This is a genomic window from Pseudomonas oryzicola (assembly GCF_014269185.2).
GTDB lineage: Bacteria > Pseudomonadota > Gammaproteobacteria > Pseudomonadales > Pseudomonadaceae > Aquipseudomonas > Aquipseudomonas oryzicola.
The window spans coordinates 22,476-45,773 of sequence record NZ_JABWRZ020000004.1 but is presented as its reverse complement, the minus strand read 5'-3'; the positions used below and the strand labels follow the sequence as shown (position 1 = coordinate 45,773).

19 protein-coding genes are annotated in these 23,298 nt (G+C 62.9%); 7 read left to right on the top strand and 12 right to left on the bottom strand.

The genetic code is table 11. The features are described from left to right. Positions 1-25: 25 nt before the first annotated feature. From HU760_RS23155 to HU760_RS23105, 11 genes are all read right to left on the bottom strand, one after another. A complete protein-coding gene (locus HU760_RS23155; RefSeq protein ID WP_186675029.1) occupies positions 26-1,132 on the bottom strand; it encodes a multifunctional CCA addition/repair protein in 1,107 nt (368 codons plus the stop codon). 55 nt (positions 1,133-1,187) lie between these two features. Beyond that, complete coding sequence (locus HU760_RS23150) at positions 1,188-2,756, bottom strand: SpoVR family protein (protein ID WP_170027946.1); 1,569 nt, start codon at positions 2,754-2,756, stop codon at positions 1,188-1,190. Next, on the bottom strand, positions 2,753-4,024 hold the full coding sequence (locus HU760_RS23145; RefSeq protein WP_186675030.1) for a YeaH/YhbH family protein: 1,272 nt from the start codon (positions 4,022-4,024) through the stop codon (positions 2,753-2,755). Before HU760_RS23145 ends, HU760_RS23150 begins: the two co-directional genes overlap by 4 nt. Before the next feature lie 140 nt (positions 4,025-4,164). After that, positions 4,165-6,087 carry a PrkA family serine protein kinase gene (locus HU760_RS23140; RefSeq protein ID WP_186675031.1) on the bottom strand — a complete coding sequence of 641 codons (1,923 nt, stop codon included), beginning with the start codon at positions 6,085-6,087 and terminating at the stop codon, positions 4,165-4,167. A 281-nt stretch (positions 6,088-6,368) separates the two neighbouring features. Further along, complete coding sequence (gene glpE / locus HU760_RS23135; protein WP_186675032.1) at positions 6,369-6,701, bottom strand: thiosulfate sulfurtransferase GlpE; 333 nt, start codon at positions 6,699-6,701, stop codon at positions 6,369-6,371. Positions 6,702-6,715: 14 nt separating this feature from the next. Then, a complete protein-coding gene (locus HU760_RS23130) occupies positions 6,716-7,582 on the bottom strand; it encodes a symmetrical bis(5'-nucleosyl)-tetraphosphatase (RefSeq protein ID WP_186675033.1) in 867 nt (288 codons plus the stop codon). Continuing rightward, on the bottom strand, positions 7,582-7,962 hold the full coding sequence (apaG, locus tag HU760_RS23125) for a Co2+/Mg2+ efflux facilitator ApaG/CorD (protein ID WP_186675034.1): 381 nt from the start codon (positions 7,960-7,962) through the stop codon (positions 7,582-7,584). Before apaG ends, HU760_RS23130 begins: the two co-directional genes overlap by 1 nt. A gap of 145 nt (positions 7,963-8,107) precedes the next feature. Further along, positions 8,108-8,908: a 16S rRNA (adenine(1518)-N(6)/adenine(1519)-N(6))-dimethyltransferase RsmA gene (rsmA, locus tag HU760_RS23120; RefSeq protein WP_186675035.1), complete on the bottom strand. Its 801-nt coding sequence runs from the start codon at positions 8,906-8,908 to the stop codon at positions 8,108-8,110. Further along, the gene (pdxA, locus tag HU760_RS23115) at positions 8,905-9,894 is read right to left on the bottom strand and encodes a 4-hydroxythreonine-4-phosphate dehydrogenase PdxA (protein WP_186675036.1); all 990 of its coding nucleotides are present in this window, start codon (positions 9,892-9,894) and stop codon (positions 8,905-8,907) included. Before pdxA ends, rsmA begins: the two co-directional genes overlap by 4 nt. Then, entirely contained in the window at positions 9,891-11,210 is a 1,320-nt protein-coding gene (surA, locus tag HU760_RS23110) for a peptidylprolyl isomerase SurA (RefSeq protein WP_437179868.1), read from the bottom strand. The genes pdxA and surA overlap by 4 nt, the downstream gene beginning before the upstream one ends. Further along, on the bottom strand, positions 11,191-13,992 hold the full coding sequence (locus HU760_RS23105) for an LPS-assembly protein LptD (protein ID WP_186675038.1): 2,802 nt from the start codon (positions 13,990-13,992) through the stop codon (positions 11,191-11,193). The genes surA and HU760_RS23105 overlap by 20 nt, the downstream gene beginning before the upstream one ends. A 130-nt stretch (positions 13,993-14,122) precedes the next feature. On the opposite strand from HU760_RS23105, the gene HU760_RS23100 reads away from it, so the two are divergent. The 3 genes from HU760_RS23100 to HU760_RS23090 are packed head-to-tail and all read left to right on the top strand — an operon-like array spanning position 14,123 to position 16,579. Next, complete coding sequence (locus HU760_RS23100; protein WP_186675039.1) at positions 14,123-15,142, top strand: aminoglycoside phosphotransferase family protein; 1,020 nt, start codon at positions 14,123-14,125, stop codon at positions 15,140-15,142. Beyond that, positions 15,139-15,810: an N-acetylmuramate alpha-1-phosphate uridylyltransferase MurU gene (murU, locus tag HU760_RS23095; protein ID WP_186675040.1), complete on the top strand. Its 672-nt coding sequence runs from the start codon at positions 15,139-15,141 to the stop codon at positions 15,808-15,810. The genes HU760_RS23100 and murU overlap by 4 nt, the downstream gene beginning before the upstream one ends. Before the next feature lies 1 nt (position 15,811). Next, entirely contained in the window at positions 15,812-16,579 is a 768-nt protein-coding gene (locus tag HU760_RS23090; RefSeq protein WP_186675070.1) for a TerB family tellurite resistance protein, read from the top strand. Positions 16,580-16,675: 96 nt separating this feature from the next. On the opposite strand, the gene HU760_RS23085 is transcribed toward HU760_RS23090, so the two are convergent. Next, entirely contained in the window at positions 16,676-17,668 is a 993-nt protein-coding gene (locus HU760_RS23085) for an alpha/beta hydrolase family protein (RefSeq protein WP_186675041.1), read from the bottom strand. A 95-nt stretch (positions 17,669-17,763) separates the two neighbouring features. Here HU760_RS23085 and HU760_RS23080 point away from each other — a divergent pair, with 95 nt between their 5' ends. The 4 genes from HU760_RS23080 to HU760_RS23065 all read left to right on the top strand — a co-directional run bounded on the left by HU760_RS23080 (position 17,764) and on the right by HU760_RS23065 (position 23,298). Beyond that, positions 17,764-20,151, top strand: a complete 2,388-nt coding sequence (locus tag HU760_RS23080) for a PAS domain-containing sensor histidine kinase (RefSeq protein WP_186675042.1) — start codon at positions 17,764-17,766, stop codon at positions 20,149-20,151. 7 nt (positions 20,152-20,158) lie between these two features. After that, positions 20,159-20,791, top strand: coding sequence for a response regulator (locus HU760_RS23075; RefSeq protein WP_170034010.1), 633 nt, complete (start codon positions 20,159-20,161; stop codon positions 20,789-20,791). Positions 20,792-21,098: 307 nt separating this feature from the next. Further along, complete coding sequence (locus HU760_RS23070) at positions 21,099-22,223, top strand: ABC transporter ATP-binding protein (RefSeq protein ID WP_186675043.1); 1,125 nt, start codon at positions 21,099-21,101, stop codon at positions 22,221-22,223. A gap of 40 nt (positions 22,224-22,263) precedes the next feature. Then, positions 22,264-23,298: an ABC transporter substrate-binding protein gene (locus HU760_RS23065; protein WP_186675044.1), complete on the top strand. Its 1,035-nt coding sequence runs from the start codon at positions 22,264-22,266 to the stop codon at positions 23,296-23,298.

Genomic DNA, 23,298 nt, shown 5'->3' with positions numbered 1-23,298 from the left:
TTTGGCCGCGAAAGGGCTGGTAGGTCTAACTACGCTGGTAAACCTCAAGCGCTTCCAACCGCTCAGCCTTGAGCGCTTCGCCCAGTGCCTGGCCAGTCAGCCCGGCCTGCACCAGCGGTTTCACATCCACCGCCCGCGCTGCCGCTGCCGCACCTCGCAGGTAATCGGCCTGTGGATAACCTGCCTTGCCCTCGCCGAATGCGGTCATCTGGCAAGCGACCAGGAAGTCCTCGAACCGCTGCGGCCGCCGGTACACATCGAACTTCTGTAGCAGTTCCAGCAGCGCCATCGCTGGCAACGCCAGCGCCTGGTTGCCTTGCGCCAGGCATTCCCCGGTCAGCAACGCCAGCTCCTGGCATTCCCGCGGCGCCTTGAGACGCTGGTTGACGGCTTTGATCGAGGCAGGGGCCAGCCCGTGCAGCAGGCAGGCCCAGCGTACGTGCAGGGGCTGCTCATGCAGCGCAGCCTGCTCCAGCGCCACCAGTGCCTGGGTATCGTCTTCAAGTTCGGGCAGCAGCTCCGGCAGCGCGCCACAGGCCTGCAGTACCTGGAAGAACACCTGCGGCTGCGCTTCCATCAGCGCCCGCTCGATTTCCTTCCAGCTGCGTTCGGCAGTCAGCGCCTGCAGCTCGCCCGAAGCACTTATCTGGCGCATCAGCTCCAAGGTTTCCCCGGCCACCCGGAAACCCAGCGGTGCATAACGGGCAGCGAAGCGCGCAACGCGCAGCACGCGCAGTGGATCTTCGGCAAATGCCGGTGAAACGTGGCGTAACAGGCGCTGATCGAGATCATTCTTGCCGTGATAGGGGTCGTACAAGACACCCGCTTCGTCCTCGGCCATCGCATTGATGGTCAGGTCGCGGCGTATGAGGTCTTCTTCCAGCGTCACGTCGGGGCTGGCGTGAAAGGTGAAGCCACCGTAGCCACGCCCGCTCTTGCGCTCGGTGCGCGCGAGGGCGTATTCCTCGCCGGTTGTCGGGTGCAGAAACACCGGGAAGTCGGCGCCGACCGGGCGGTAGCCCTTGGCGTGCATTTCCTCGACCGTGGCGCCGACCACCAGCCAGTCGATATCGCTGACAGGGCGGCCGAGCAGGCGGTCGCGCACGGCGCCGCCGACTTTGTAGATGTGCATATGCAGCTCTCCATAACTGCCGACAGGATAACCCGTCGGCAGTCATGGCGTTGCATCAGAGGTGGTGGATGACGGCCAGGTCCATGCGCCCGTAGTCGGCGTTTTCGCCGTGCTCGCCGCGCGGTGGCATATGGTGGGTCTTCATCACCTGGTCGCCCTGCACGGTCTCCAGGTGAATGTCGAAACCCCACAGGCGGTGCAGGTGCTTGAGCACTTCATCGGTGGAGTCGCCCAGCGGTTTACGGTTGTGTTGTTGGTGGCGCAGGGTCAGCGAGCGGTCACCGCGGCGATCGACGCTCCAGATCTGCACGTTCGGTTCGCGGTTGCCCAGGTTGTATTGCGCCGCCAGTTGTTCGCGAATGATGCGGTAGCCGGCCTCGTCATGAATGGCGGGCACCAGCAGGTCGTCGCGCTGGTCATCATCGAGGATGCTGAACAGCTTGAGGTCACGCATCACCTTGGGTGACAGGTACTGCAGGATGAAGCTCTCGTCCTTGAAGCTGCTCATGGCAAACTTGATGGTAGAAAGCCAGTCACTGCCGGCAATGTCGGGGAACCAGCGGCGATCTTCCTCGGTCGGGTTTTCACACATGCGGCGGATGTCGGTGTACATCGCAAAGCCCAGTGCGTACGGGTTGATGCCGTTGTAGTACGGGCTGTCGAAGCCAGGCTGGAACACCACGCTGGTGTGCGACTGCAGGAACTCCATCATGAAGCCCTCGGTGATCAGCCCTTCGTCGTACAGGTCGTTCATCAGGGTGTAGTGCCAGAACGTCGCCCAGCCTTCGTTCATGACCTGGGTCTGGCGCTGCGGATAGAAGTACTGGGCAATCTTGCGCACGATGCGCACCACTTCACGTTGCCAAGGCTCCAGTAGCGGGGCGTTCTTCTCGATGAAATACAGGATGTTTTCCTGTGGTTCGGCGGGGAAGCGTGCATCATCGCGTTCATTGCCTTTGTCGGCGCTTTTCGGGATGGTCCGCCACAGGTCGTTGATCTGCCGTTGCAGGTGCTCTTCGCGTTCCTTCTGCCGGCGCCGTTCCTCTTCGGCGGAAATGGGGTAGGGGCGCTTGTAGCGGTCGACGCCATAGTTCATCAGGGCATGGCAGGAGTCGATCAGGTCCTCTACGGCATCGATGCCATGGCGCTCCTCGCACTGGGCGATGTACTGCTTGGCGAACACCAGGTAGTCGATGATCGAACTGGCGTCGGTCCAGGTCCGGAACAGGTAGTTGCCCTTGAAAAAGCTGTTATGGCCGTAGCAGGCATGGGCGATCACCAATGCCTGCATGCACATGGTGTTTTCTTCCATCAGGTAGGCAATGCACGGGTCGGAGTTGATCACGATTTCGTAGGCCAGGCCCATCTGGCCACGGCTGTAGGACTTTTCCGTGCTGAGGAACTGTTTGCCATAGGACCAGTGGTGATAGCCCAGCGGCATGCCGACCGAGGCGTAGGCGTCCATCATCTGCTCGGCGGTAATCACCTCGATCTGGTTGGGGTAGGTGTCCAGGGCGTAACGCTCGGCCAGGCGGCTGATTTCCCGGTCGTAAGTCTGGATCAGTTCGAACGTCCACTCGGACCCGGTGGAAATGGGTTGGCGTCTCTGTGCTCTGGCGGTCATGTGGCTAACCTGCGCTGGAAGAGTTCACGGAAGACCGGGTAGATGTCGCCGGCCGATACCAGCTGCTGCTGGGCGAACGTGTCGGGGAAGGCTTCGCCGATGCGCTCGTATTCGTACCACAGCGCCTGGTGCTCACGTGGGGTGATCTCGACGTAAGTGTAGTACTGCACATGCGGCATGATCTGCTTGGACAGGATCTCGCGGCAGATCGGCGAGTCGTCGTTCCAGTTGTCGCCGTCGGAGGCCTGGGCGGCGTAGATGTTCCAGTCGCTGGCCGGGTAGCGCTCGGCCATGATTTCCTGCATCAGCTTGAGTGCACTGGAAACGATGGTGCCGCCGGTTTCCCGCGAATAGAAGAATTCTTCCTCGTCGACTTCACGGGCGCTGGTGTGGTGGCGGATGAATACCACTTCGATGCGGTCGTAGTTCCGCTTGAGGAACAGGTACAGCAGGATGAAGAAGCGCTTGGCAATGTCTTTGGTGGCCTGGGTCATCGACCCGGACACGTCCATCAGGCAGAACATCACCGCCTTGGAGCTGGGGTTGGGCTGCTTGACCAGCAGGTTGTACTTGAGGTCGAAGGTATCGAGGAAGGGCAGGCGGTTGATGCGTGCCTTCAGGCGTTCGATTTCCTGTTCGATTTCCTGGATATCGGTAAAGTTGTCCGGTTCCTCGATCTTCAGGCGGGCGAGTTCCTTCTGCGCCTCGCGCAGCAGGGCGCGGCTGCTGCCGGTGAGGGCGATACGCCGGGCATGGGCCGAGCGCAGGGTGCGCACGATATTGATGCGTGACGGGTTGCCTTCGTTGGCGATACCGGCGCGCACGGTCTTGAAGGTGTCGGCACCGGTCAGGTGGCGTTTGACCAGGTTGGGCAGTTCGAGGTCTTCGAACATGAATTCGAGAAATTCTTCCTGGGTGATCTGGAAGACGAAATCGTCCATGCCTTCGCCGGAATTACCGGCTTTGCCACGGCCGCTGCCACCTCCACCCCCTTGCGGCCTGGGAATGTGCTCACCGGCGGTGAATTCCTTGTTGCCCGGGTGGACGATGGTCTGTTTGCCTCCGCGACCATGGTGCAGCACCGGTTCGTCGATATCGCGCCCCGGAATGCTGATCTGCTCGCCATGTTCCATGTCCATGATGGAACGGCGGCTCACCGCCTCTTCGACGGCTTTCTTGATGTGTTCGCGGTACCGCCGCAGAAAGCGCTGGCGGTTGACCGTGCTCTTGTTCTTGCCGTTCAGGCGTCGGTCTATAACGTAGCTCATGGTCCCTCCGGTAGCTGGAGCAGCTGCAAGCCACAAGCTTCAAGCTGCAAGAAAGAGCAGCCACCGCGGCTGCAAGCTGCGACGCCGGGCTTGCGCTCGGCGCCGTACAGCCTGGAGCTTGCGGCTTGTAGCTTGCCGCTTTATTGCGATTTCCTGACCCGCAGGTACCATTCCGACAGCAGACGAACCTGTTTGTCGGTGTAGCCACGCTCCACCATGCGCGTGACGAAGTCGTTGTGTTTCTGTTGGTCCTCCTTGCTGGCCTTGGCGTTGAAGCTGATGACTGGCAGCAGGTCCTCGGTGTTGGAGAACATTTTCTTCTCGATCACCACCCGCAGCTTTTCATAGCTCAGCCAGCTCGGGTTTTTGCCATTGTTGTTGGCGCGGGCACGCAGCACGAAGTTGACGATTTCGTTGCGGAAATCTTTCGGGTTGCTGATGCCGGCCGGCTTCTCGATCTTCTCCAGCTCTTCGTTGAGGGCGATACGGTTGAGGATTTCGCCGGTTTCCGGGTCGCGGTACTCCTGGTCCTGGATCCAGAAGTCGGCGTACAGCACGTAGCGGTCGAAGATGTTCTGGCCGTACTCGCTGTAGGACTCCAGGTACGCAGTCTGAATTTCCTTGCCGATGAACTCGATGTAGCGCGGCGCCAGGTACTCCTTCAGGTAGCGCAGGTAGCGTTCGCGCACTTCGGCCGGGAACTGTTCCTGCTCGATCTGCTGCTCCAGTACATACAGCAGGTGCACCGGGTTGGCGGCCACTTCATGCGGGTCGAAGTTGAACACCTTGGACAGGATCTTGAAGGCGAAGCGGGTCGACAGACCGTTCATGCCCTCGTCGACGCCTGCGGCATCGCGGTATTCTTGGATCGACTTGGCCTTTGGATCGGTATCCTTGAGGTTCTCCCCGTCGTACACCCGCATTTTCGAGTAGATGTTGGAGTTTTCCGGCTCCTTCAGGCGCGACAGCACGGTGAACTGCGCCAGCATCTTCAGTGTGTCCGGGGCGCAGTGGGCCTTGGCCAGCGAACTGTTGACCAGCAGCTTGTCGTAGATCTTGATCTCATCGCTGACGCGCAGGCAGTACGGCACCTTGACGATGTAGATCCGGTCGATGAACGCCTCGTTGTTCTTGTTGTTGCGGAAGGTGTGCCACTCCGATTCGTTGGAGTGGGCCAGGAGTATCCCGGAGTAGGGGATGGCACCGAGGCCTTCGGTACTGTTGTAGTTGCCTTCCTGGGTGGCGGTGAGCAACGGGTGCAGGACCTTGATCGGGGCCTTGAACATTTCGACGAATTCCATCAGGCCCTGGTTGGCCCGGCACAGCGCGCCCGAATAGCTGTAGGCGTCGGCATCGTTCTGCGGGAATTCCTCGAGCTTGCGGATATCCACCTTGCCGACCAGGGCCGAGATGTCCTGGTTGTTCTCGTCACCCGGTTCGGTCTTGGCGATGGCGATCTGGTTGAGGATCGAGGGGTACAGCTTCACCACCTTGAACTTGCTGATGTCGCCGCCGAACTCCTGCAGGCGCTTGGTGGCCCAAGGCGACATGATGGTGTTCAGGTAGCGCCGCGAGATGCCGTACTCTTCCTCGAGGATGGCCCCGTCTTCGCTGGCATTGAACAGGCCCAATGGCGACTCGAATACCGGCGAGTCCTTGATGGCGTAGAACGGTACCTTTTCCATCAGCTGCTTGAGTTTTTCCGCCAGCGACGACTTACCGCCGCCCACCGGGCCCAGCAGATAGAGGATCTGTTTCTTCTCTTCCAGGCCTTGGGCGGCATGGCGGAAGTACGAGACGATCTGGTCGATGCACTCTTCCATGCCATGGAAGTCGGCAAAGGCCGGATAGCGGCGGATGACCTTGTTGGAGAAAATCCGCGACAGCCTGGAGTTGGTAGAGGTGTCGATCAGCTCTGGCTCACCGATGGCCAGCAACAGGCGTTCGGCCGCCGATGCGTAGGCACTGCGATCCTCTTTGCACAGCTCGAGGTACTCCTGCAGCGTTAATTCTTCCTGGCGCGTTGACTCGAAACGTTGTTGGAAGTGGCTAAAAATACTCATGACGTCACCTCGCTCGATACGTGGAGACGACGCCGGATCAGTCAGCTGATGCTGGCACGCAACCGGGTTCCCGATTGCTGTATACCCCCCAAACACCCTGTAACGCTACCGATGACCCGCACGCCGGTGTACCGGCTCTCCCCTTTTTCTGGATGGCCTGCGCTTAAGAATAGTTGGTTATCCGCAAGGTCAAGGGCGAGGGGCGGAGAAGTTGTGGGCGACCGTTCGTCAGATAAGCCGCGAGCCCGCACAGGGCGCGGGCTCCAGTGTAGATGAAAAAATTATTCGGCAGTGCCCTGGGCGGTCTCGGCCGGGTAGGTGGCGCGCCACAGTTCGAAGCCGCCGTCAACGCTGTAAACGTCGGAAAACCCCTGATTGGCCAGGTAGGCTGCGGCGCTCTGGCTGGAATTGCCGTGGTAGCACACCACCAGGGTCGGGGCATCGAGGTCGGCATTGCGGATGAACTCGGCGACCGAATGGTTATCCAGATGCTTGGCACCGGTAATGTGGCCGGCGGCGAAAGCCTGGGGGTCGCGAATGTCGACGACGACCGCACCTTGTTGCTTGCGAAGCTCCAAGGCCTGCTCGGGAGGGATGCGCTTGAATTCGCTCATGGGTACTACTTCCTTCAGGTGTGGTCGTTGAGTGTAGTGGGTTGTGCCGGTTGGCGCAGGGTGCCGTCGTCGGCGCAATCACAGCGGTGATATTCGCCGCTGTCGACGTTGTACAGGGTCATGGCGCCACCCCATACGCAGCCGGTGTCCAGGGCAATGATGCCAGGTTGGTCGACCTGACCCTGCAGGGCTGCCCAGTGGCCAAAGATGATCTTCACGTGGCGTGAACGGCGGTCCTTGTGGGCGAACCAGGGCTTGTAGCCTTTGGGGGCGGTTTCCAGGCCTTCCTTGCTCTTGAGGTCGAGCTTGCCCTCGGCGGTGCAGAAGCGCATGCGCGTAAGGTAGTTGGTGATGACCCGCAGGCGTTCGATGCCGCAGAGGTTCTTGCTCCACTTGCTTGGCTCGTTGCCGTACATGCCGTCCAGGTATTGCTTCAGGCGACTGTCGTCGCGCAGTACCTCTTCGACTTCGCCGGCCAGGGCCAGGGCTTTGCCCAAGGTCCATTGCGGTGGAATGCCGGCATGAACCAGGGCAATACCCCGGGGCTCGTCGTAGTGCAGCAGCTTTTGCTGGCGCAGCCAGTCGAACAGCTGGTCGGCGTCCGGCGCCTCGATGATTTCGCGCAGGGTGTCGCTTTTCTTCAGGCGCTCGACGTTATGCCAGACGGCCAGCAGGTGCAGGTCATGGTTGCCTAGCACGCAGACCAGCGACTGGCGGATCGAATAAAGGAACCGCAGGGTTTCCAGCGACTCGGGGCCGCGGTTGACCAGATCGCCGACCAGCCACAGGCGGTCGACCGTGGGGTTGAAACTGACGCGTTCGAGCAGGCACTTGAGTGGCTGCAGGCAGCCCTGCAAATCTCCGACAGCGTAGGTAGCCATCAGTGCAGCGCCCCGGGCACCGCCAGGCGGAAGGGCGCGATCTGGGCATCGAAGCGTTTGCCGTCTTCGGCGAACATCTGGTAGCTGCCCTGCATGGTGCCTACGCGGGTGCTGATCACGGCGCCGCTGCTGTAGGTGTGGCTCTGGCCGGGGGCGATGTTGGGCTGCTGGCCGACCACGCCGGCACCGCGAACTTCCTCGACCTCGCCGTCACCGTTGGTGATCAGCCAGTGGCGCGACAGCAGCTTGGCGTTGAGCGAGCCGTTGTTCTGCACGGTGATGGTGTAGGCGAAAGCGAAACGACTGTTTTCGGGGTCGGATTGTTCTTTGAGGTAGCGGGTCACGACGCTGACGTCGATCTGATAGCGGGGGTCGGACATGCAAGGGCCTTGGGAAAAAACTGACGCAATAATGCAGTCTAGGCCATTGAGCGGTGGGAGGGCCAGCGGTGTGGCGGCTTGGGGATATCTATAGTCGGTACCGGCCTCTTCGCGGGCGTGCCGGCGAAGAGGCTGATCCAGGCTGTCAGGCCTGCTGGTCGGCCAGTTGGTCAGCCAGGCGCACGAAGGCCGCCAGGTCCAGCTGTTCAGGGCGCAGGCTGCCGTCCACCCCTGCTGCCTCGATGGCTGCGCTGTCGAGCAGGCCTTTCATGGTATTGCGCAGGGTCTTGCGGCGCTGGTTGAACGCTTCACGTACCACGCGCTCCAGCAGTTGTGCATCCTTGGCCGGATGTGGCAACACTTCGTGCGGTACCAGGCGAACGATGGCCGAGTCCACTTTCGGCGGTGGATTGAAGGCACCCGGGCCAACGTTGAACAGGTGTTCGACCCGGCAGTGGTACTGCACCATGATCGACAAACGCCCCCAGTCGCCACCGCCAGGGCCGGCGGCCATGCGCTCGACCACTTCCTTCTGCAACATGAAATGCATGTCGCGGATCAGCCCGGCGTGGCTGAGCAGGTGGAAGATCAGCGGGGTGGAAATGTTGTAGGGCAGGTTGCCTACTACCTTCAGGCTGCGCGGTGGGACGTCCAGCTGGTTGAAGTCGAACTTCAGGGCGTCGCCCTGGTGCAGGCGGAAGTTGCTGCGGTTGGCGAACTTGTGCTGCAGGATCGGCACCAGGTCCTTGTCCAGTTCCACCACGTCCAGCTGTGCGCCGCTGCCCAGCAGGCCTTCGGTCAGGGCACCCTGGCCCGGGCCGATCTCCAGCAGGTGCTCACCGGCCTTGGCGTTGATGGCACGCAGGATGCGGTCGATGATGCCTGCGTCGTGCAGGAAGTTCTGGCCGAAGCGCTTGCGCGCCCGGTGTTGGTATTGCTCGTTCATGGTCGGTTCTCGGCCATCTGGTAGGCGGTGTCCAGCGCGACGCGCAGGCTGCCGGTGTCGATCTTGCCGGTACCGGCAAGGTCCAGGGCGGTGCCATGGTCAACCGACGTGCGGATGATCGGCAGACCCAGGGTCACGTTCACGGCTGCGCCAAAGCCTTTGTACTTGAGTACGGGCAGGCCCTGGTCGTGATACATCGCCAGCACTGCATCGCAGTGCTCCAGATATTTGGGGGTAAACAGGGTATCGGCCGGCAGCGGCCCGCGCAGGTCCATGCCCTCGGTGCGCAAGCGGGCCAGGGTCGGCTCGATGATGTCGATTTCCTCGCGGCCCAGGTGGCCACCTTCACCCGCATGCGGGTTGAGGCCGCACACCAGGATGCGCGGGTTGGCAATGCCGAACTTGTCACGCATGTCCGCGTGCAGGATGCGTGTCACACGTTCGACGCGTTCGGCAGTGATGGCGTCGGCAATGTCGCGCAGTGGCAGGTGCGTGGTCACCAGGGCGACGCGCAGGCCGTGGGTGGCGAGCATCATCACCACTTGTGCGGTGTGGGTCAGTTCGGCAAGGAATTCGGTATGCCCGGAGAAGGCGATGCCGCTTTCATTGATGACCCCCTTGTGCACAGGCGCGGTAATCATCCCGGCGAAGTGCCCGTCCAGGCAGCCTTGCCCGGCGCGCCTCAGGGTTTGCAACACGAACGTGGCATTGGCCTTGTCGAGCTGACCTGGCACTACCGGGGCCGCCAGGGGCGTATCCCAGACGTACAGGCTACCCGCCGGTGCCGGCTGTTCGGGCCATTGGCCCGGCGCTACCGGTAACAGGTTGACGGCCAGCCCCAGCTGGGTGGCCCGCTCGGCGAGCAGGTCACGGCTGGTGATGGCGATCAGGGGGTGGGGCTGGGCGTCTGCGGCGAGCAGCAGGCACAGGTCGGGACCTATGCCGGCTGGTTCGCCGGGGGTGACGGCGAAGCGCAGAGGCTTCACTGGGTGGCCTGGTCAGCGCCAGGCAGCTTGATTTCAACGTAGGCTTCGTCGCGAATCTGGCGCAGCCAGGTCTGCAGCTCTTCGTCGTACTTGCGATTGCGCAATACGTTCATGGCCTGCTGTTCGCGAGCCTGCTCGGTGCTGTCGGTGGCGCGGCGGCCCAGCACTTCCAGGACATGCCAGCCGTACTGGGTCTTGAACGGACGGGTGACTTCGCCTTGGGTGGCGTTGGCCATCTGCTCGCGGAACTCCGGTACCAGGCTGTTCGGGTCCACCCAGTTGAGGTCGCCGCCGTTGAGCGCCGAGCCCGGGTCTTCCGAGAAGCTCTTCGCCAGTTCGCCGAAGTCTTCGCCGTTCTTGATACGCTCGTACAGGCGCTCGGCCAGTTGCTCGGTGGCCGCTTCGCTGCGGATTTCGCTCGGCTTGATCAGGATATGGCGCACGTGCACTTCGTCACGCAGCACGTTCTCGCTGCCGCCACGCTTCTCCTCGAGCTTGAGGATGATGAAGCCGTTGGGGATGCGGATCGGCTGGGTGATTTCGCCAACCGGCATGCTGCTGAGCATCTTGGCGAAGTCCGGTGGCAACTGGCCGGCTTTGCGCCATCCCATCTCGCCGCCTTCCAGGGCGTTCTCGCTGGCTGAGTTGGCAATCGCCACCTGGCCGAAGTCGGCGCCCTGGCGCAGTTGCTGGTACAGGTCACCGACCTTGCGTGCAGCCTTCTGGATATCGTCCGAGCTGGCCGCTTCCGGCGTCGGGATCAGGATGTTGGCCAGGCGGTACTCTTCCGACATCTGCATCTTGCCCAGGTCGGAGTTGAGGTAGTTCTTCACTTCCTGCTCGGACACCTGGATGCGCTCGGCCACGCGGCGCTGGCGCACGCGGCTGATGATCATCTCGCGCTTGACCTGCTCGCGGGCGTCGTCGAACGACAGGCCGTCGCGGGCCAGGGCGGCACGGAACTGGTCCAGCGACATGCCATTGCGCTGGGCAATGGTGCCGATGGCCTGGTTCAGCTCTTCGTCAGTGATGCGGATACCGGAGCGTTCGCCGATCTGCAGCTGCAGGTTCTCGACGATCAGGCGCTCCAGCACCTGCTGTTCCAGGGCGCCCGTTGGCGGCACGCCGCCGCCACGTTTGGCGATGGTCTGCTGCACCTCATGGATGCGCTGGTCCAGCTGGCTTTGCATGACCACGTCGTTGTCGACGATGGCCACCACGCGATCAAGAGGTTGCACCGCGGCATGCACCGCGCCACTCAGCAATGCAACGCCCAGCAACGCTGGACGCAGTCGATCAATAAGCTTGGTCTTCACGTTCACGGTAACCTTGAATGCCTTGGTCGAGGAAAGATTCGACCTTGTTGCCGACTACACCACCGAGGCCCTTCAGGACGATCTGAAGGAAGATGCCATGGTCGCCTTTTTCGTTCGCCGGAAGAGCCTGGCTGAAGTCGTCGTAGTCGAGCCAGTAACGGTTGATCAGGCGCAGCTTCCAGCAGCAGTTGTCGTACTCGAAACCGCCCATTGCTTCCAGGGTGCGGTTGCGATTGTAGTCATGCTGCCAGCGCGCGATGACGCTCCACTGCGGAACGATCGGCCAGATGACCGAGAAGTCATGCTGCTGGATCTTGTAGTAGTCCTTGATGTAGTTCGGGCTACCCGGTACGCCGTAGTCGCCACCGCCCACTTTCCAGGTGCCGGTCGTGGAGTCGTAGGAGATGGTGTCGTTACGGTAGCGATAACCGAGGTTGACCACCTTGTTCGGGTTGTCTTCAGGCTGGTAGTGGAACATCGCGCTGCCCGAGCGGGTGCTGCGGCTGTCCGGGTCCCAGTTGAAGTCCGAATTGAAGCGCCAGTCGCGGTTGAAGAAGTAGTTGTACATCAGCGCGTACGGGGATACGTCGGACTGCGCGTCTGTGCGTTCCTTGTAGTTGATGCCCGGCAGCTGGACCTTGCGGTCCTTGAAGTAGTACGCCTGGCCGATGCTGAAGTTCTGGCGTTCGAAGCCATTGTCCTCGATCCAGCGGGTGGTCACGCCCAGCGACAGCTTGTTCTCGTCACCGATGCGGTCGGTGCCGCTGAAGCGGTTGTCGCGGAACAGCGAGTCGTAGCTGAACAGGGTTTCACCCGAGTCGAACAGCGGGATGTCCTTCTGGTCCTCGTACGGGACGTAAAGGTAGTACATGCGCGGTTCAAGGGTTTGCTTGTAGTTGGAGCCGAACAACGACGTATTGCGGTCGAAGTAAAGCCCGCTGTCCACGCTGAAGATCGGGATATCGCGGTTCAGCGAGCTGTTGTAGCTGCCGTACGCCGGGTTGGCCGACTGCGCGATTGCCTGGGTTTTGCCTTGGCTGTCCAGATCCAGGTCGTAGTGGGTGTATGCATACTTCAGCTTGGGGGTCAGGAAGCCGTAGCTGGCTTCCATCGGCAGGCTGATCGACGGTGCGACATTGAAACGGTTGCCGTTGGCACGGGCAATACCGCTGACGTTCTGGTCCAGGCGGCGGCCTGCTGCACCGGCGGAGAAGTCGGGGTTGCCGTCTTTATCGAATACGAAGTCGTCTTTCAGGTCGCGCTCAAAACGGACTGCCTCGGTTTCGTAGGCAATATTAAGCCCACCCGGTTCGTACGGCAGCTTACCGTTGAAGGTAATCTGCGGCAGGCGATCATACGGGGTGATCTTCGAAATGGTCGCCATCTCGTAGGCATGCACGTTCAGCCGCGCGGTGTAGCTGTCGCCGCGGTAGGTCAGAGCGCCCTGCTGGTTCAGCAGGTCCTGGGTTTCGACGCCAATCTGGTCGGTTTCCAGGTCCTGGAAGTAGAACGGGTCGCTGATGTCGGTGTAGTCCACCTCGGTCATCAGGCGCTCATCCAGCCCGCCCTTGTGCTGCCAGTTGACCATCCAGCGCTGTTCTTGGTAGTCAGTCTGGTCTTTGCGGTCGTCGTTCTTGTCGTTGAGGTAAGCACCACCGAACTGGCCTTCGCTGGAAGGCGTCAGGTAGCGGAACTCGCCTTCCATCAGCAGGCCACGCTTGGTCATGTAGCGCGGGTACAACGTGGCGTCGTAGTTCGGTGCCAGGTTGAAGTAGTACGGCGTGACCAGCATGAAGCCGGTGTCGCTGGTGCTGCTGAACGATGGCGGCAGGAAGCCGGACTGGCGACGGTCGTCGATCGGGAAATAGATGTACGGTGTGTAGAACACCGGGAAATCCTTGACCCGCAGCGTGACGTTGGTCGCGGTACCGAAACCGGTGGCCGGGTTCAGGGTGATGTTGTTGCCCTTCAACTGCCAGGCGTTGCTGCCCGGTTCGCAGGTGGTGTACGTACCGTCCTTGAGGCGGATGATGGCGTTTTCGCTACGCTTGGCATACAGGGCGCTGCCGCGGATGTGCGACGTGTGCATCACGTATTCGGCGTTGTCGACCTGGGCCTCGCCGGTGTCGAGCTGGATCTGCGCCTCGTCACCGACCACCAGCGAACCGTTGTCACGGATCTTGACGTTGCCCTTGAGCTCGCCACGGTTTTCGGTCTGATAGAGGTTGGCCTCGTCGGCCTCGGCCTGCATGCTGCCCTGGCGCATCACCACGTCACCGGCGAGGGTAGCGATCTGCTGCTCCTGCTGGTACTTGGATACCTTGGCGTTGATGTAGGTTGGCGACTCGTCCTTCGGCGTGGTGTCGGCCATGCCCGGGCGGGTTGGCTCGATGTACGCACCACCACAGTACGGGCCGGTCTCGGCCAGCTGCGCGGCAGTGAGCTTTTCTCGCGGTACCCAGTCCAGGTGGCTGTAGTCTTCGCTGCGCGACTTCAGGGCGCGGCCCTTGGCCTCGGTGACCAGCATCGGGCGGTCCGCCGTTTCGCCTTCGCTCGCGGCTTCGGTACCGGTGCTGACTGCAGCACCCTCATGCACCGGGCGCGGCGGCAGGTTGTTGACTGGGGTCTTGGGCTTGCAGTCCCAACCACCGGAGGCGGACACTTGGCAGTCGAACTGTTCGGCTGCCACCACGTACGACGTGGCCAGAGGTTGCAGGGCCAGCAGACCGCCGGTTACCAGCAACGGAAACTTTCTACGAAACGCGGGGGATTTCAATGCCATCTTATTAGTCCGGGCTTCCTGCGTGCCATCTGCCCGCGTGTGGGGCCGCACGCCTCTCGATGGTCTGAAAAAGATGCTGGATAATAAAGCATGACCCGCTTGACGGCTAGGGCCGTCGGAGACCCTTGTAATGCCTGAACACGATGTACGCCTGCAACAACTGACGGTCTGGCTCGATGAGCAGCTCAATGATCTTTTCCGGAAAAACGCCTGGGGCGAAGTGCCCGCAGGCAGTCTGACCGCGGCCAGCAGCGACGCCAGCTTCCGTCGTTATTTCCGTTGGCAGGGCGCTGGGCACAGCTTCGTGATCATGGATGCGCCCCCGCCACAGGAGAACTGCCGACCGTTCGTCGCCATTGACCATCTGCTGGCCAGCGCCGACGTGCATGTACCGCTGATCCACGCCCAGGACCTGGAACGCGGCTTCCTGCTGCTGGGCGACTTGGGCCACCAGACCTACCTCGACATCATCGATGCCGACAACGCCGACGGCTTGTTTGCCGATGCCATCGACGCCCTGCTGGCCTTCCAGCGCCTGCCGATGGACGCGCCGCTGCCCAGCTACGACGACGCCCTGTTGCGCCGCGAAGTCGAACTGTTCCCCGAATGGTACGTGGGGCGTGAGCTTGGCCTGGCCTTCAGCGATGCCCAGCAAACCACCTGGCAGCGTGTCAGCCAGCTGCTGATCGACAGCGCCCTGGCCCAGCCCAGGGTGCTGGTGCACCGCGACTACATGCCGCGCAACCTGATGCAGAGCACGCCCAACCCCGGTGTGCTGGACTTCCAGGATGCGGTCTATGGCCCGGTCACCTACGACATCACCTGCCTGTTCAAGGACGCCTTCATCAGCTGGCCACAGGCACGGGTCGAAGGCTGGCTGCGTGACTACTGGCAGCAGGCACGGGCTGCCGGTATTCCGGTGCAGGCCGATTTCGAGGCATTCCAGCGCGCCAGCGACCTGATGGGTGTGCAGCGCCACCTGAAGGTGATCGGCATCTTTGCCCGTATCTGCCACCGCGATGGCAAACCACGCTACCTGGGCGACGTGCCGCGTTTCTTCGCCTATATAGAAGAGGTGATCGGTCGCCGGCCCGAATTGGCGGAGCTGGGCGAACTGATTGCCGAGTTGCAGGCCGGAGCGCGTGCATGAAGGCAATGATCCTGGCGGCGGGGAAGGGTGAGCGTATGCGCCCGCTGACCCTGCATACACCCAAACCGTTGCTCCCGGTCGCGGGCCAGCCCCTGATCGAGTATCACTTGCGCGCCCTGGCGGCGGCGGGCGTCAGCGAGGTGGTGATCAACCATGCCTGGCTTGGCCAGCAGATCGAAGACCACCTGGGTGATGGCAGTCGCTTCGGCCTGAGCATCCGCTATTCGCCCGAAGGCGAGCCGCTGGAAACCGGCGGTGGCATCTTCAAGGCCTTGCCACTGCTGGGCGACGCGCCGTTCCTGCTGGTGAACGGCGATGTCTGGACCGACTATGACTTCACGCACCTGCAGGCTCCCTTGCAGGGCCTGGCTCACCTGGTCCTGGTTGATAATCCGGGCCACCATGGCCGCGGCGACTTCCGCCTGGTGGGCGGGCAGGTAGTGGATGGTGACGACGCGCCTGGTACGCTGACTTTCAGTGGCCTTTCGATATTGCACCCGGCGCTGTTCGAGGGCTGCCAACCGGGTGCCTTCAAGCTTGCACCGCTACTGCGCCAGGCCATGGCGGCAGGGCAGGTGAGTGGCGAACACTACCGTGGGCACTGGGTGGATGTCGGTACCCTCGAGCGCCTGGCCGAGGCCGAGCGCCTGATCGGCGAGCGTGCCTGACATGTGGTGGCCAAGCACGGTGATTGGCGCCGGTGCCGGCTTTGCCGTTGCCAGCATCCCCGGTGCCTTGCTCGGCGCATTGCTCGGTCAGTTCATTGACCGCCGCCTGCGTTTGCAGGGCTGGGAAGACCTGCGCGAACGCCTGGGCGGGCGCCCGGCCTTGCAGGATGACGAGTTGCTGTTCGTGATGCTCGGCCGCCTGGCCAAGTGCGATGGCCGGGTGGCCGAGCAGCATATTCAGCAGGCGCGTCAGGAAATGGTGCGCCTGGACCTGGCCGAAGAAGCCCGGCTGCGTGCGATTGCCGCGTTCAACCGCGGCAAGGCGGGCAAGGACCGGCTGGGTGGGCACTTGCGGCGTATCCGGCAACAGCCACATGCGGCGGAAGGCACCCTGCGTGCCTGTTGGCGCATGGTCTGGGCTGACGGCAAGATGGGCAACAAGGAGCGCGAGTTGCTGCTGGAGTGGGGGCACAAACTGGGCCTGAGCCGGCGACAGGTCCAGGCCATGTCGCTGGAGTACGAGCCGCGCAGGGCTGCCGGTGCCCGCGAGGTACCCATGACCTACGCGGCCGCGCTGAAGCTGCTGGCAGTCGAGGCAGACACCGAGGGCGACAAGATCAAGCAGGCCTATCGTCGGCTGGTCAGCCGCCATCATCCGGACAAGCTGGCGGGCACGGGGGCGAGCGAGGCACAGCTGCGTGAAGCGACCGAGCGTACGCGGGAGTTGCACCAGGCCTATGCCTTGATCCGCAAGCGACGCGGCCTGTAAAAGCCTGCGCGGCACTTGTAGGAGCGGCTTCAGCCGCGATCACCGGCACAGCCGCTGCCATACACCGCGTCGCCTGCATCGCGGATAAATCCGCTCCTACAGACTCATCCACCCCCGCACCCGGCGGAACAGCTGCTCTTGTTCTGCCGCCTTGTTCCCCGGCATGGCAATCAGCGACAACTGCCGGTACTGGCTGTCCTTCTGCCGCTTGCTGGCCTGCAGGCGCTGCGCGGCCGCATTGCGGTCAGCGCTGCGGGTGGCGTAGTAGATATCGGCAGTGGGCACTCTCAGGGTGGGGACCAGGCTTTCCAGGTCATGCTCCACCCGCGCCGGTGTCTGCGCAGCCACCAGCACCAGTTTTTGCACCTGCGGTGGCTGCATCTCGCTGAGGTAGCGGGCCGCCCAATACGCGCCGCTGCCATGGCCGATCAACACGATGCTGCGGGCGTTATGCTGCTGCGCAAACGCCACAGCAGCGTCCAGGCGCGCGAAGATGCGCGCGGCATCGGCCGGGTCGGTTTGCTCGCTGGCCTGTTCGGCATCAGTGCTTTCTGCAGTGTCGGCATCGGCCGCGGTGGCTTGGGCGACGTTGGCGTTGGCATCGGCCGGCAGGTCCTTGGCCGGGGCGCTTTCGCCCTGCTCTGGCGCTGGCTTGGCAGCTGGCTTGGCTTCGACCCGCGCCTGTGGGCTGTCGGCGAGCAGGTCGGGCAGGCTGATGCTCAGGCTGTGCCAGCCGACATCGGGGAACTTGCGCCGCAGCGGGCCGACCGCGGTTGGCCAATCGGCCGTTTCGCCGGCGCCGGGCACGATGATGACGGCGCCCTGCGGGTCGCTGTCGTTGGCCGGTTTCCACAGCGCCAGGAAGCTGTCGGCACCGCCTTGCAGCGTCTGCTGCTCGGCCTTGGGCACCAGCCGTTCGAGCGCCTGGGCGTCCTCCTGGCTACGCTCCAGCAACGGCGGGCGCGGGGCAGGGGCAGCCGGGGCTTCGCTGGTGACAGGTGGTTGTTCGGCATCGGCGGCAAAGACGCCTAGTGGAAGGAACGAGGCCAGGCAGCACATTGCCAGCGTCGTGCGATAAAGTGTGGACATGAGTCAACCCAAGGCCAGAATGATACCGGCAGCCTAATAGTATTTGCCCGTGACGGCCATGCTGCATGGCCGCCTTTGCCAAGACGAGCGTGTAGATGAAGCGATTGCGTCGCCTGTTGGTTATCGGCTGTTTATGGCTGCCCTTGATTGCATTGGCCAAGTCCGAGGCGCTGCCATCGGTAGTGCTGGAGCCTGCGCAGCAGCAATGGCTGGACACGCATCGCAGCCTGCGCGTGGGCTTGGTGCTGCAGGCACCCTACGCGCAGTTCGACCGGCGTCTGCAACAACTGTATGGGGCCAATGTGGAGTTGGTCAGCAGCCTCGCGCAGGCGCTGCACCTGGACCTGACCTGGCGCAATTTCGCTGACCAGGCCAGCCTTGAGCACGCCCTGCAGGCGGGTGAGATCGACTTTGCCCCGGGCCTGACCCAGACCCCGATGAGCTTGCGCCTGTGGCTGTTCAGCGACCCGTACATGCGTGTACCGCAACTGGTGGTGGGGCCGCGTACCGGGGCGATGGCCGTAGAGCTGGAAAAACTCGAAGCCGAGCAGCGTGTGGCGGTACGCATGCCCAGCCAGCTGGCGGACTACCTGCGCGCCAACTACAACAACCTCAACCTGCAAGGGGTGCCCAACGAGCGCGAGGCGTTGCAGTTGGTAGTGGGCGGCCAGGCCAGTTTCGCGGTGCTGGATGAAGCCCAGCTCAGCCGGCTTTCACGGGAAAGCGAGTTCGGCGAGCTGGCGGTGGTTGGTGACATCGGCTTGCCGCAGTTGCTACGCATCGGTTCGCGGCGCGACTGGCCGCTGCTGGCGGATGTGCTTGAGCGTGGCCTGCAGGCGCTGCCAGCCAAGGAGCTGGAGCAACTGCACCGGCGTTGGCTGCAACCGAAGTACCCGCGCCTTAGCGAGTCGACCGGTTTCTGGCAGAACCTCGCCTTGCTGTCCGGCATGTTGCTGCTGTGCGCGCTGGCTACGCTGGTGTGGCAGCGCCGACAGCAGCGCCAGCTCGAGCGCAGCCTGCTGGCCACGCGCGAGAGCCTGGCAGAGCGGCAGGTGCGCGAGGAAGCACTGCGCCTGAGCCAGTTCGCCATCGACCAGAGCACGGTGGGCATCCTCTGGGTCAACTGGGACAGCCATGTACGCTACGCCAACCACGCCGCCGAACGCATGCTGGGCTACGGCGAAGGCGAGCTGCTGGAGCGGCCGTTGAGCACCTTCGAGCCCAACCTGACCATGGACCGCTGGCTGGATCTATGGAAAGGCGCGCGCACCGGGGAGGGCGGTGTCGGCCAGTTCGAGACGCAATGCCGGCGGGCCGACCAGAGCCTGCTGCCGGTGGAGCTGTCGCTGAGTTTCCTGCGCTTTCGGGATTCCGAGTACCTGGTGGTCTACCTCGCCGATGTCACCGAGCGCCACCGCGCCCTGGCGGCCCTGCGGGAAAGCGAGGCGCGGCTCAAGGGGATTGCCGGCAACGTGCCGGGGCTGGTGTTCCGCCTGGAGCGCGATCCGGCCGAGGGCGACCTGGAGTTCCCTTACATCAGCGAGGGCAGCGAGGCGTTGGTGGGCTATACGCCCAGCGAGATCCAGCACCCGCAGATGGGCTTGCGCAACCTGGTGCACCCTGACGACCGTGCCGATTACCACCGGGTCCAGGACCTGGCCCTGGCCAGCGACCAGGACTGGTCCTGGCAGGGGCGTATCCTTACCCGCCAGGGCGAACAGCGCTGGGCCGACATCAAGGCCAGTACCCGGCGCCTGGCCGATGGCCGGGTGGTGTGGGACGGCGTGGTGTGGGACATCACCCAGGGCAAGCGGGCCGAGTTGGCGCTGGCCAGGTCCCAGGAGCAATTGCGCGAATTGTCGGCTCACCTGGAGAGTGTGCGTGAGGAGGAAAAGGCCCGCATCGCCCGCGAAGTGCACGATGAGCTGGGGCAGATGCTGACCGTGCTCAAGCTGGAAGTGTCGATGTGCGAGCTGGCCTTTGCCGAGCTGGACCCGGGCCTGCACGAGCGCCTGGATAGCATGAAGCGCCTGATCGCCCAGCTGTTCCAGCTGGTGCGCGATGTGGCCACCGCCTTGCGCCCCCCTATCCTCGATGCTGGCATTGCCTCGGCCATCGAGTGGCAGGCGCGGCGCTTCGAGGCGCGCACGCAGATCCCCTGCCTGGTACAAGTACCGGATAATCTGCCAGCATTGAGTGATGCCAAGGCCACTGGCCTGTTTCGTATTCTCCAGGAGGCGCTGACCAACGTGATGCGCCATGCCCAGGCGCACAGCGTGGAGATCGAACTGGTGCACGAGCACGGGCAACTGCGCCTGACCGTCAGCGATGACGGGCAAGGCTTTTGCCGCAACCAGCCCCGGCCTGCGTCGTTCGGCCTGGTAGGTGTACGGGAGCGGGTGCTGATGCTGGGCGGCAGCATGGCGCTGGACAGTGAACCGGGCGAAGGCACCAGCCTGAGCGTGGCCATTCCGTTGAAGTAGGAGAGCGATCGTGATTCGAGTGCTGGTGGCCGAAGACCACACCATTGTCCGTGAAGGCATCAAGCAGTTGATTGGCCTGGCCAAGGACATGCAGGTGGCGGGGGAGGCAGCTAACGGCGAGCAACTGCTGGAAACCCTGCGCCATACGCCGTGCGAGGTGGTATTGCTGGATATCTCGATGCCTGGCGTGAATGGCCTGGAGGCGATCCCGCGGATCCGCGCACTGCATGACGCGCCGGCGATCCTGATGTTGTCGATGCACGATGAGGCGCAGATGGCGGCGCGGGCGCTGAAGGCCGGGGCGGCGGGCTATGCCACCAAGGACAGCGACCCGGCGTTGTTGCTGACCGCCATTCGCCGGGTTGCTGCAGGCGGGCGCTATATCGACCCGGCGCTGGCCGACCGCATGGTATTCGAAGTGGGCCTGACCGAGTCACGGCCGTTGCACACACTGCTGTCAGAGCGCGAGTTTTCGGTATTCGAGCGCTTGGCCCAGGGCGCCAACGTCAACGACATCGCCCAGCAGCTGGCGCTGTCGAGCAAGACTATCAGTACGCACAAGGCGCGGTTGATGCAGAAGCTGAAGGTGAACTCGCTGGCGGAGTTGGTGAAGTACGCCATGGAGCACAAGCTGGTCTGAATGCGACATTCACCCAGCTTGCACAGTTTTTTGCAGCCCGCGGCCTTGGGTTGCGATGGGCTGCATGGCAACCCCTGCAATATGTGCATGTTAGCTGAGCCCCGCGGGCTGCTTCCCAGCCCATCGCGACTCAAGGCCGCTCCTGCTAATGAATGGTTTTTGTCCTGAACGCGTCATCCTTGTAGGGGAATCCCTACAACAAATCTTCCAACCGGATGATGGCATTCTCTCAGCACCCCCGATTTCCGGGCGCATGCGCCTTCTCTAATCTTTTGCCTAAGCAGTCATCCAACAAGAAGGTGCAGGCATGAGCGAGGCGAAGTCGAACGCTGCAACCAGCGAAACGCTGGTCAGCTTCCGTGGTGTGCAGAAGAGCTACGACGGCGAGTCGCTGATCGTCAAAGACCTCAACCTGGATATCCGCAAGGGCGAGTTCCTTACCCTGCTCGGCCCGTCCGGCTCGGGCAAGACCACCAGCCTGATGATGCTGGCCGGCTTCGAAACCCCAACCGCCGGTGAAATCCAGCTGGCCGGGCGTTCGATCAACAACGTGCCACCGCACAAGCGCGACATCGGCATGGTGTTCCAGAACTACGCGCTGTTCCCGCACATGACCGTGGCCGAGAACCTGGCTTTCCCTTTGACCGTGCGCAACCTGAGCAAGACCGACATCAGCGAACGGGTCAAGCGCGTGCTGAACATGGTCCAGCTCGACGCCTTCGCCAAGCGCTACCCAGGCCAGCTGTCCGGCGGCCAGCAGCAGCGCGTGGCCCTGGCCCGTGCCTTGGTGTTCGAGCCGCAACTGGTATTGATGGACGAACCGCTGGGTGCCCTCGACAAGCAGCTGCGTGAGCACATGCAGATGGAAATCAAGCACATCCACCAGCGCCTGGGCGTGACCGTGGTGTACGTGACCCACGACCAGGGCGAAGCGCTGACCATGTCTGACCGCGTGGCGGTGTTCCACCAGGGCGAGATCCAGCAGATTGCCGACCCGCGCACCTTGTACGAAGAGCCCCGCAACACCTTCGTCGCCAACTTCATCGGCGAGAACAACCGCATCAATGGCACCTTGCTGGCCAGCGATGGCAAGCGCTGCCAGGTGCAGCTGGCGCGTGGCGAGCGGGTCGAGGCGCTGGCGGTGAATGTCGGCCAGGCCGGTGAGCCGGTGACCCTGTCGATCCGCCCGGAGCGTGTGCGCCTTAACGGCCACAGCGAGCGCTGCGTGAACCGCTTCTCGGGGCGGGTGGCCGAATTCATCTACCTGGGCGACCACGTACGGGTGCGCCTGGAAGTTTGCGGCAAGGGCGACTTCTTCGTGAAGCAGCCCATTGCCGAGCTCGACCCGGCCCTGGCCGTGGGCGATGTAGTACCCCTGGGCTGGGAGGTGGAGCACGCCCGCGCGCTCGATCCGATTGCCGAAGCCCATTGATGGATTGCTTCACCAACCCTGTACTGTGGAGAGAATAATAATGCGCAAGCAGTTGAAACTGACCGCCCTGGCCCTGGGGCTGTTCGCCGCTGGCCAGGCCATGGCCGCAGACCTGACCGTGGTGTCCTTCGGCGGTGCCAACAAGGCGGCCCAGGTCAAGGCGTTCTATGAGCCATGGGAGAAGGCCGGCAAGGGCAAGATCGTCGCTGGCGAGTACAACGGCGAGATGGCCAAGGTCAAAGCCATGGTCGATACCAAGAGCGTGTCGTGGAACCTGGTGGAGGTGGAGTCGCCAGAACTGGCCCGCGGTTGTGACGAGGGCATGTTCGAAGAGCTCGACCCGGCGCTGTTCGGCAACGAGGCCGACTATGTGCCAGGCGCCATCCAGCCTTGCGGCGTAGGCTTCTTCGTGTGGTCCACGGTGCTGGCCTATAACGCCGACAAGCTCAAGACCGCACCTACCAGCTGGGCAGATTTCTGGGACACCAAGAAATTCCCGGGCAAACGCGGCCTGCGCAAGGGCGCCAAGTACACCCTTGAATTCGCCCTGATGGCCGACGGTGTGGCACCGAAGGACGTGTACCAGGTGCTGGGCACCAAAGAGGGCGTGGACCGCGCCTTCAAGAAGCTCGACGAACTCAAGCCAAGCATCCAGTGGTGGGAAGCCGGCGCCCAGCCGCCGCAGTACCTGGCCTCGGGTGACGTGGTCATGAGCTCGGCCTACAACGGCCGCATCGCCGCGGTGCAGAAGGAGAGCAACCTCAAGGTGGTGTGGAACGGCGGTATCTACGACTTCGACGCCTGGGCCATCCCGAAAGGGGCCAAGGATGTCGAGCAGGCGAAGCAGTTCATCGCTTTCAGCGTGAAGCCCGAGCAGCAGAAGACCTACTCCGAGAACATCGCCTATGGCCCGGCCAACTCGAAAGCCGTGAGCCTGCTGTCGGACGAGGTGAAGAAAGACATGCCGACCACGCCTGAGAACATTGCCAACCAGGTGCAGATCGACGTGGCCTTCTGGGCCGACAACAGCGAGCAACTGGAGCAACGCTTCAACGCCTGGGCGGCGAAGAAGTAA

Bases quoted from the DNA above. Each gene is read 5' to 3' on its own strand.
- HU760_RS23155 (WP_186675029.1), bottom strand. From the start codon at position 1,132: ATGCACATCTACAAAGTCGGCGGCGCCGTGCGCGACCGCCTGCTCGGC.
- HU760_RS23150 (WP_170027946.1), bottom strand. From the start codon at position 2,756: ATGACCGCCAGAGCACAGAGACGCCAACCCATTTCCACCGGGTCCGAG.
- HU760_RS23145 (WP_186675030.1), bottom strand. From the start codon at position 4,024: ATGAGCTACGTTATAGACCGACGCCTGAACGGCAAGAACAAGAGCACG.
- HU760_RS23140 (WP_186675031.1), bottom strand. From the start codon at position 6,087: ATGAGTATTTTTAGCCACTTCCAACAACGTTTCGAGTCAACGCGCCAG.
- glpE (WP_186675032.1), bottom strand. From the start codon at position 6,701: ATGAGCGAATTCAAGCGCATCCCTCCCGAGCAGGCCTTGGAGCTTCGC.
- HU760_RS23130 (WP_186675033.1), bottom strand. From the start codon at position 7,582: ATGGCTACCTACGCTGTCGGAGATTTGCAGGGCTGCCTGCAGCCACTC.
- apaG (WP_186675034.1), bottom strand. From the start codon at position 7,962: ATGTCCGACCCCCGCTATCAGATCGACGTCAGCGTCGTGACCCGCTAC.
- rsmA (WP_186675035.1), bottom strand. From the start codon at position 8,908: ATGAACGAGCAATACCAACACCGGGCGCGCAAGCGCTTCGGCCAGAAC.
- HU760_RS23105 (WP_186675038.1), bottom strand. From the start codon at position 13,992: ATGGCATTGAAATCCCCCGCGTTTCGTAGAAAGTTTCCGTTGCTGGTA.
- HU760_RS23100 (WP_186675039.1), top strand. From the start codon at position 14,123: ATGCCTGAACACGATGTACGCCTGCAACAACTGACGGTCTGGCTCGAT.
- murU (WP_186675040.1), top strand. From the start codon at position 15,139: ATGAAGGCAATGATCCTGGCGGCGGGGAAGGGTGAGCGTATGCGCCCG.
- HU760_RS23090 (WP_186675070.1), top strand. From the start codon at position 15,812: ATGTGGTGGCCAAGCACGGTGATTGGCGCCGGTGCCGGCTTTGCCGTT.
- HU760_RS23085 (WP_186675041.1), bottom strand. From the start codon at position 17,668: ATGTCCACACTTTATCGCACGACGCTGGCAATGTGCTGCCTGGCCTCG.
- HU760_RS23080 (WP_186675042.1), top strand. From the start codon at position 17,764: ATGAAGCGATTGCGTCGCCTGTTGGTTATCGGCTGTTTATGGCTGCCC.
- HU760_RS23070 (WP_186675043.1), top strand. From the start codon at position 21,099: ATGAGCGAGGCGAAGTCGAACGCTGCAACCAGCGAAACGCTGGTCAGC.
- HU760_RS23065 (WP_186675044.1), top strand. From the start codon at position 22,264: ATGCGCAAGCAGTTGAAACTGACCGCCCTGGCCCTGGGGCTGTTCGCC.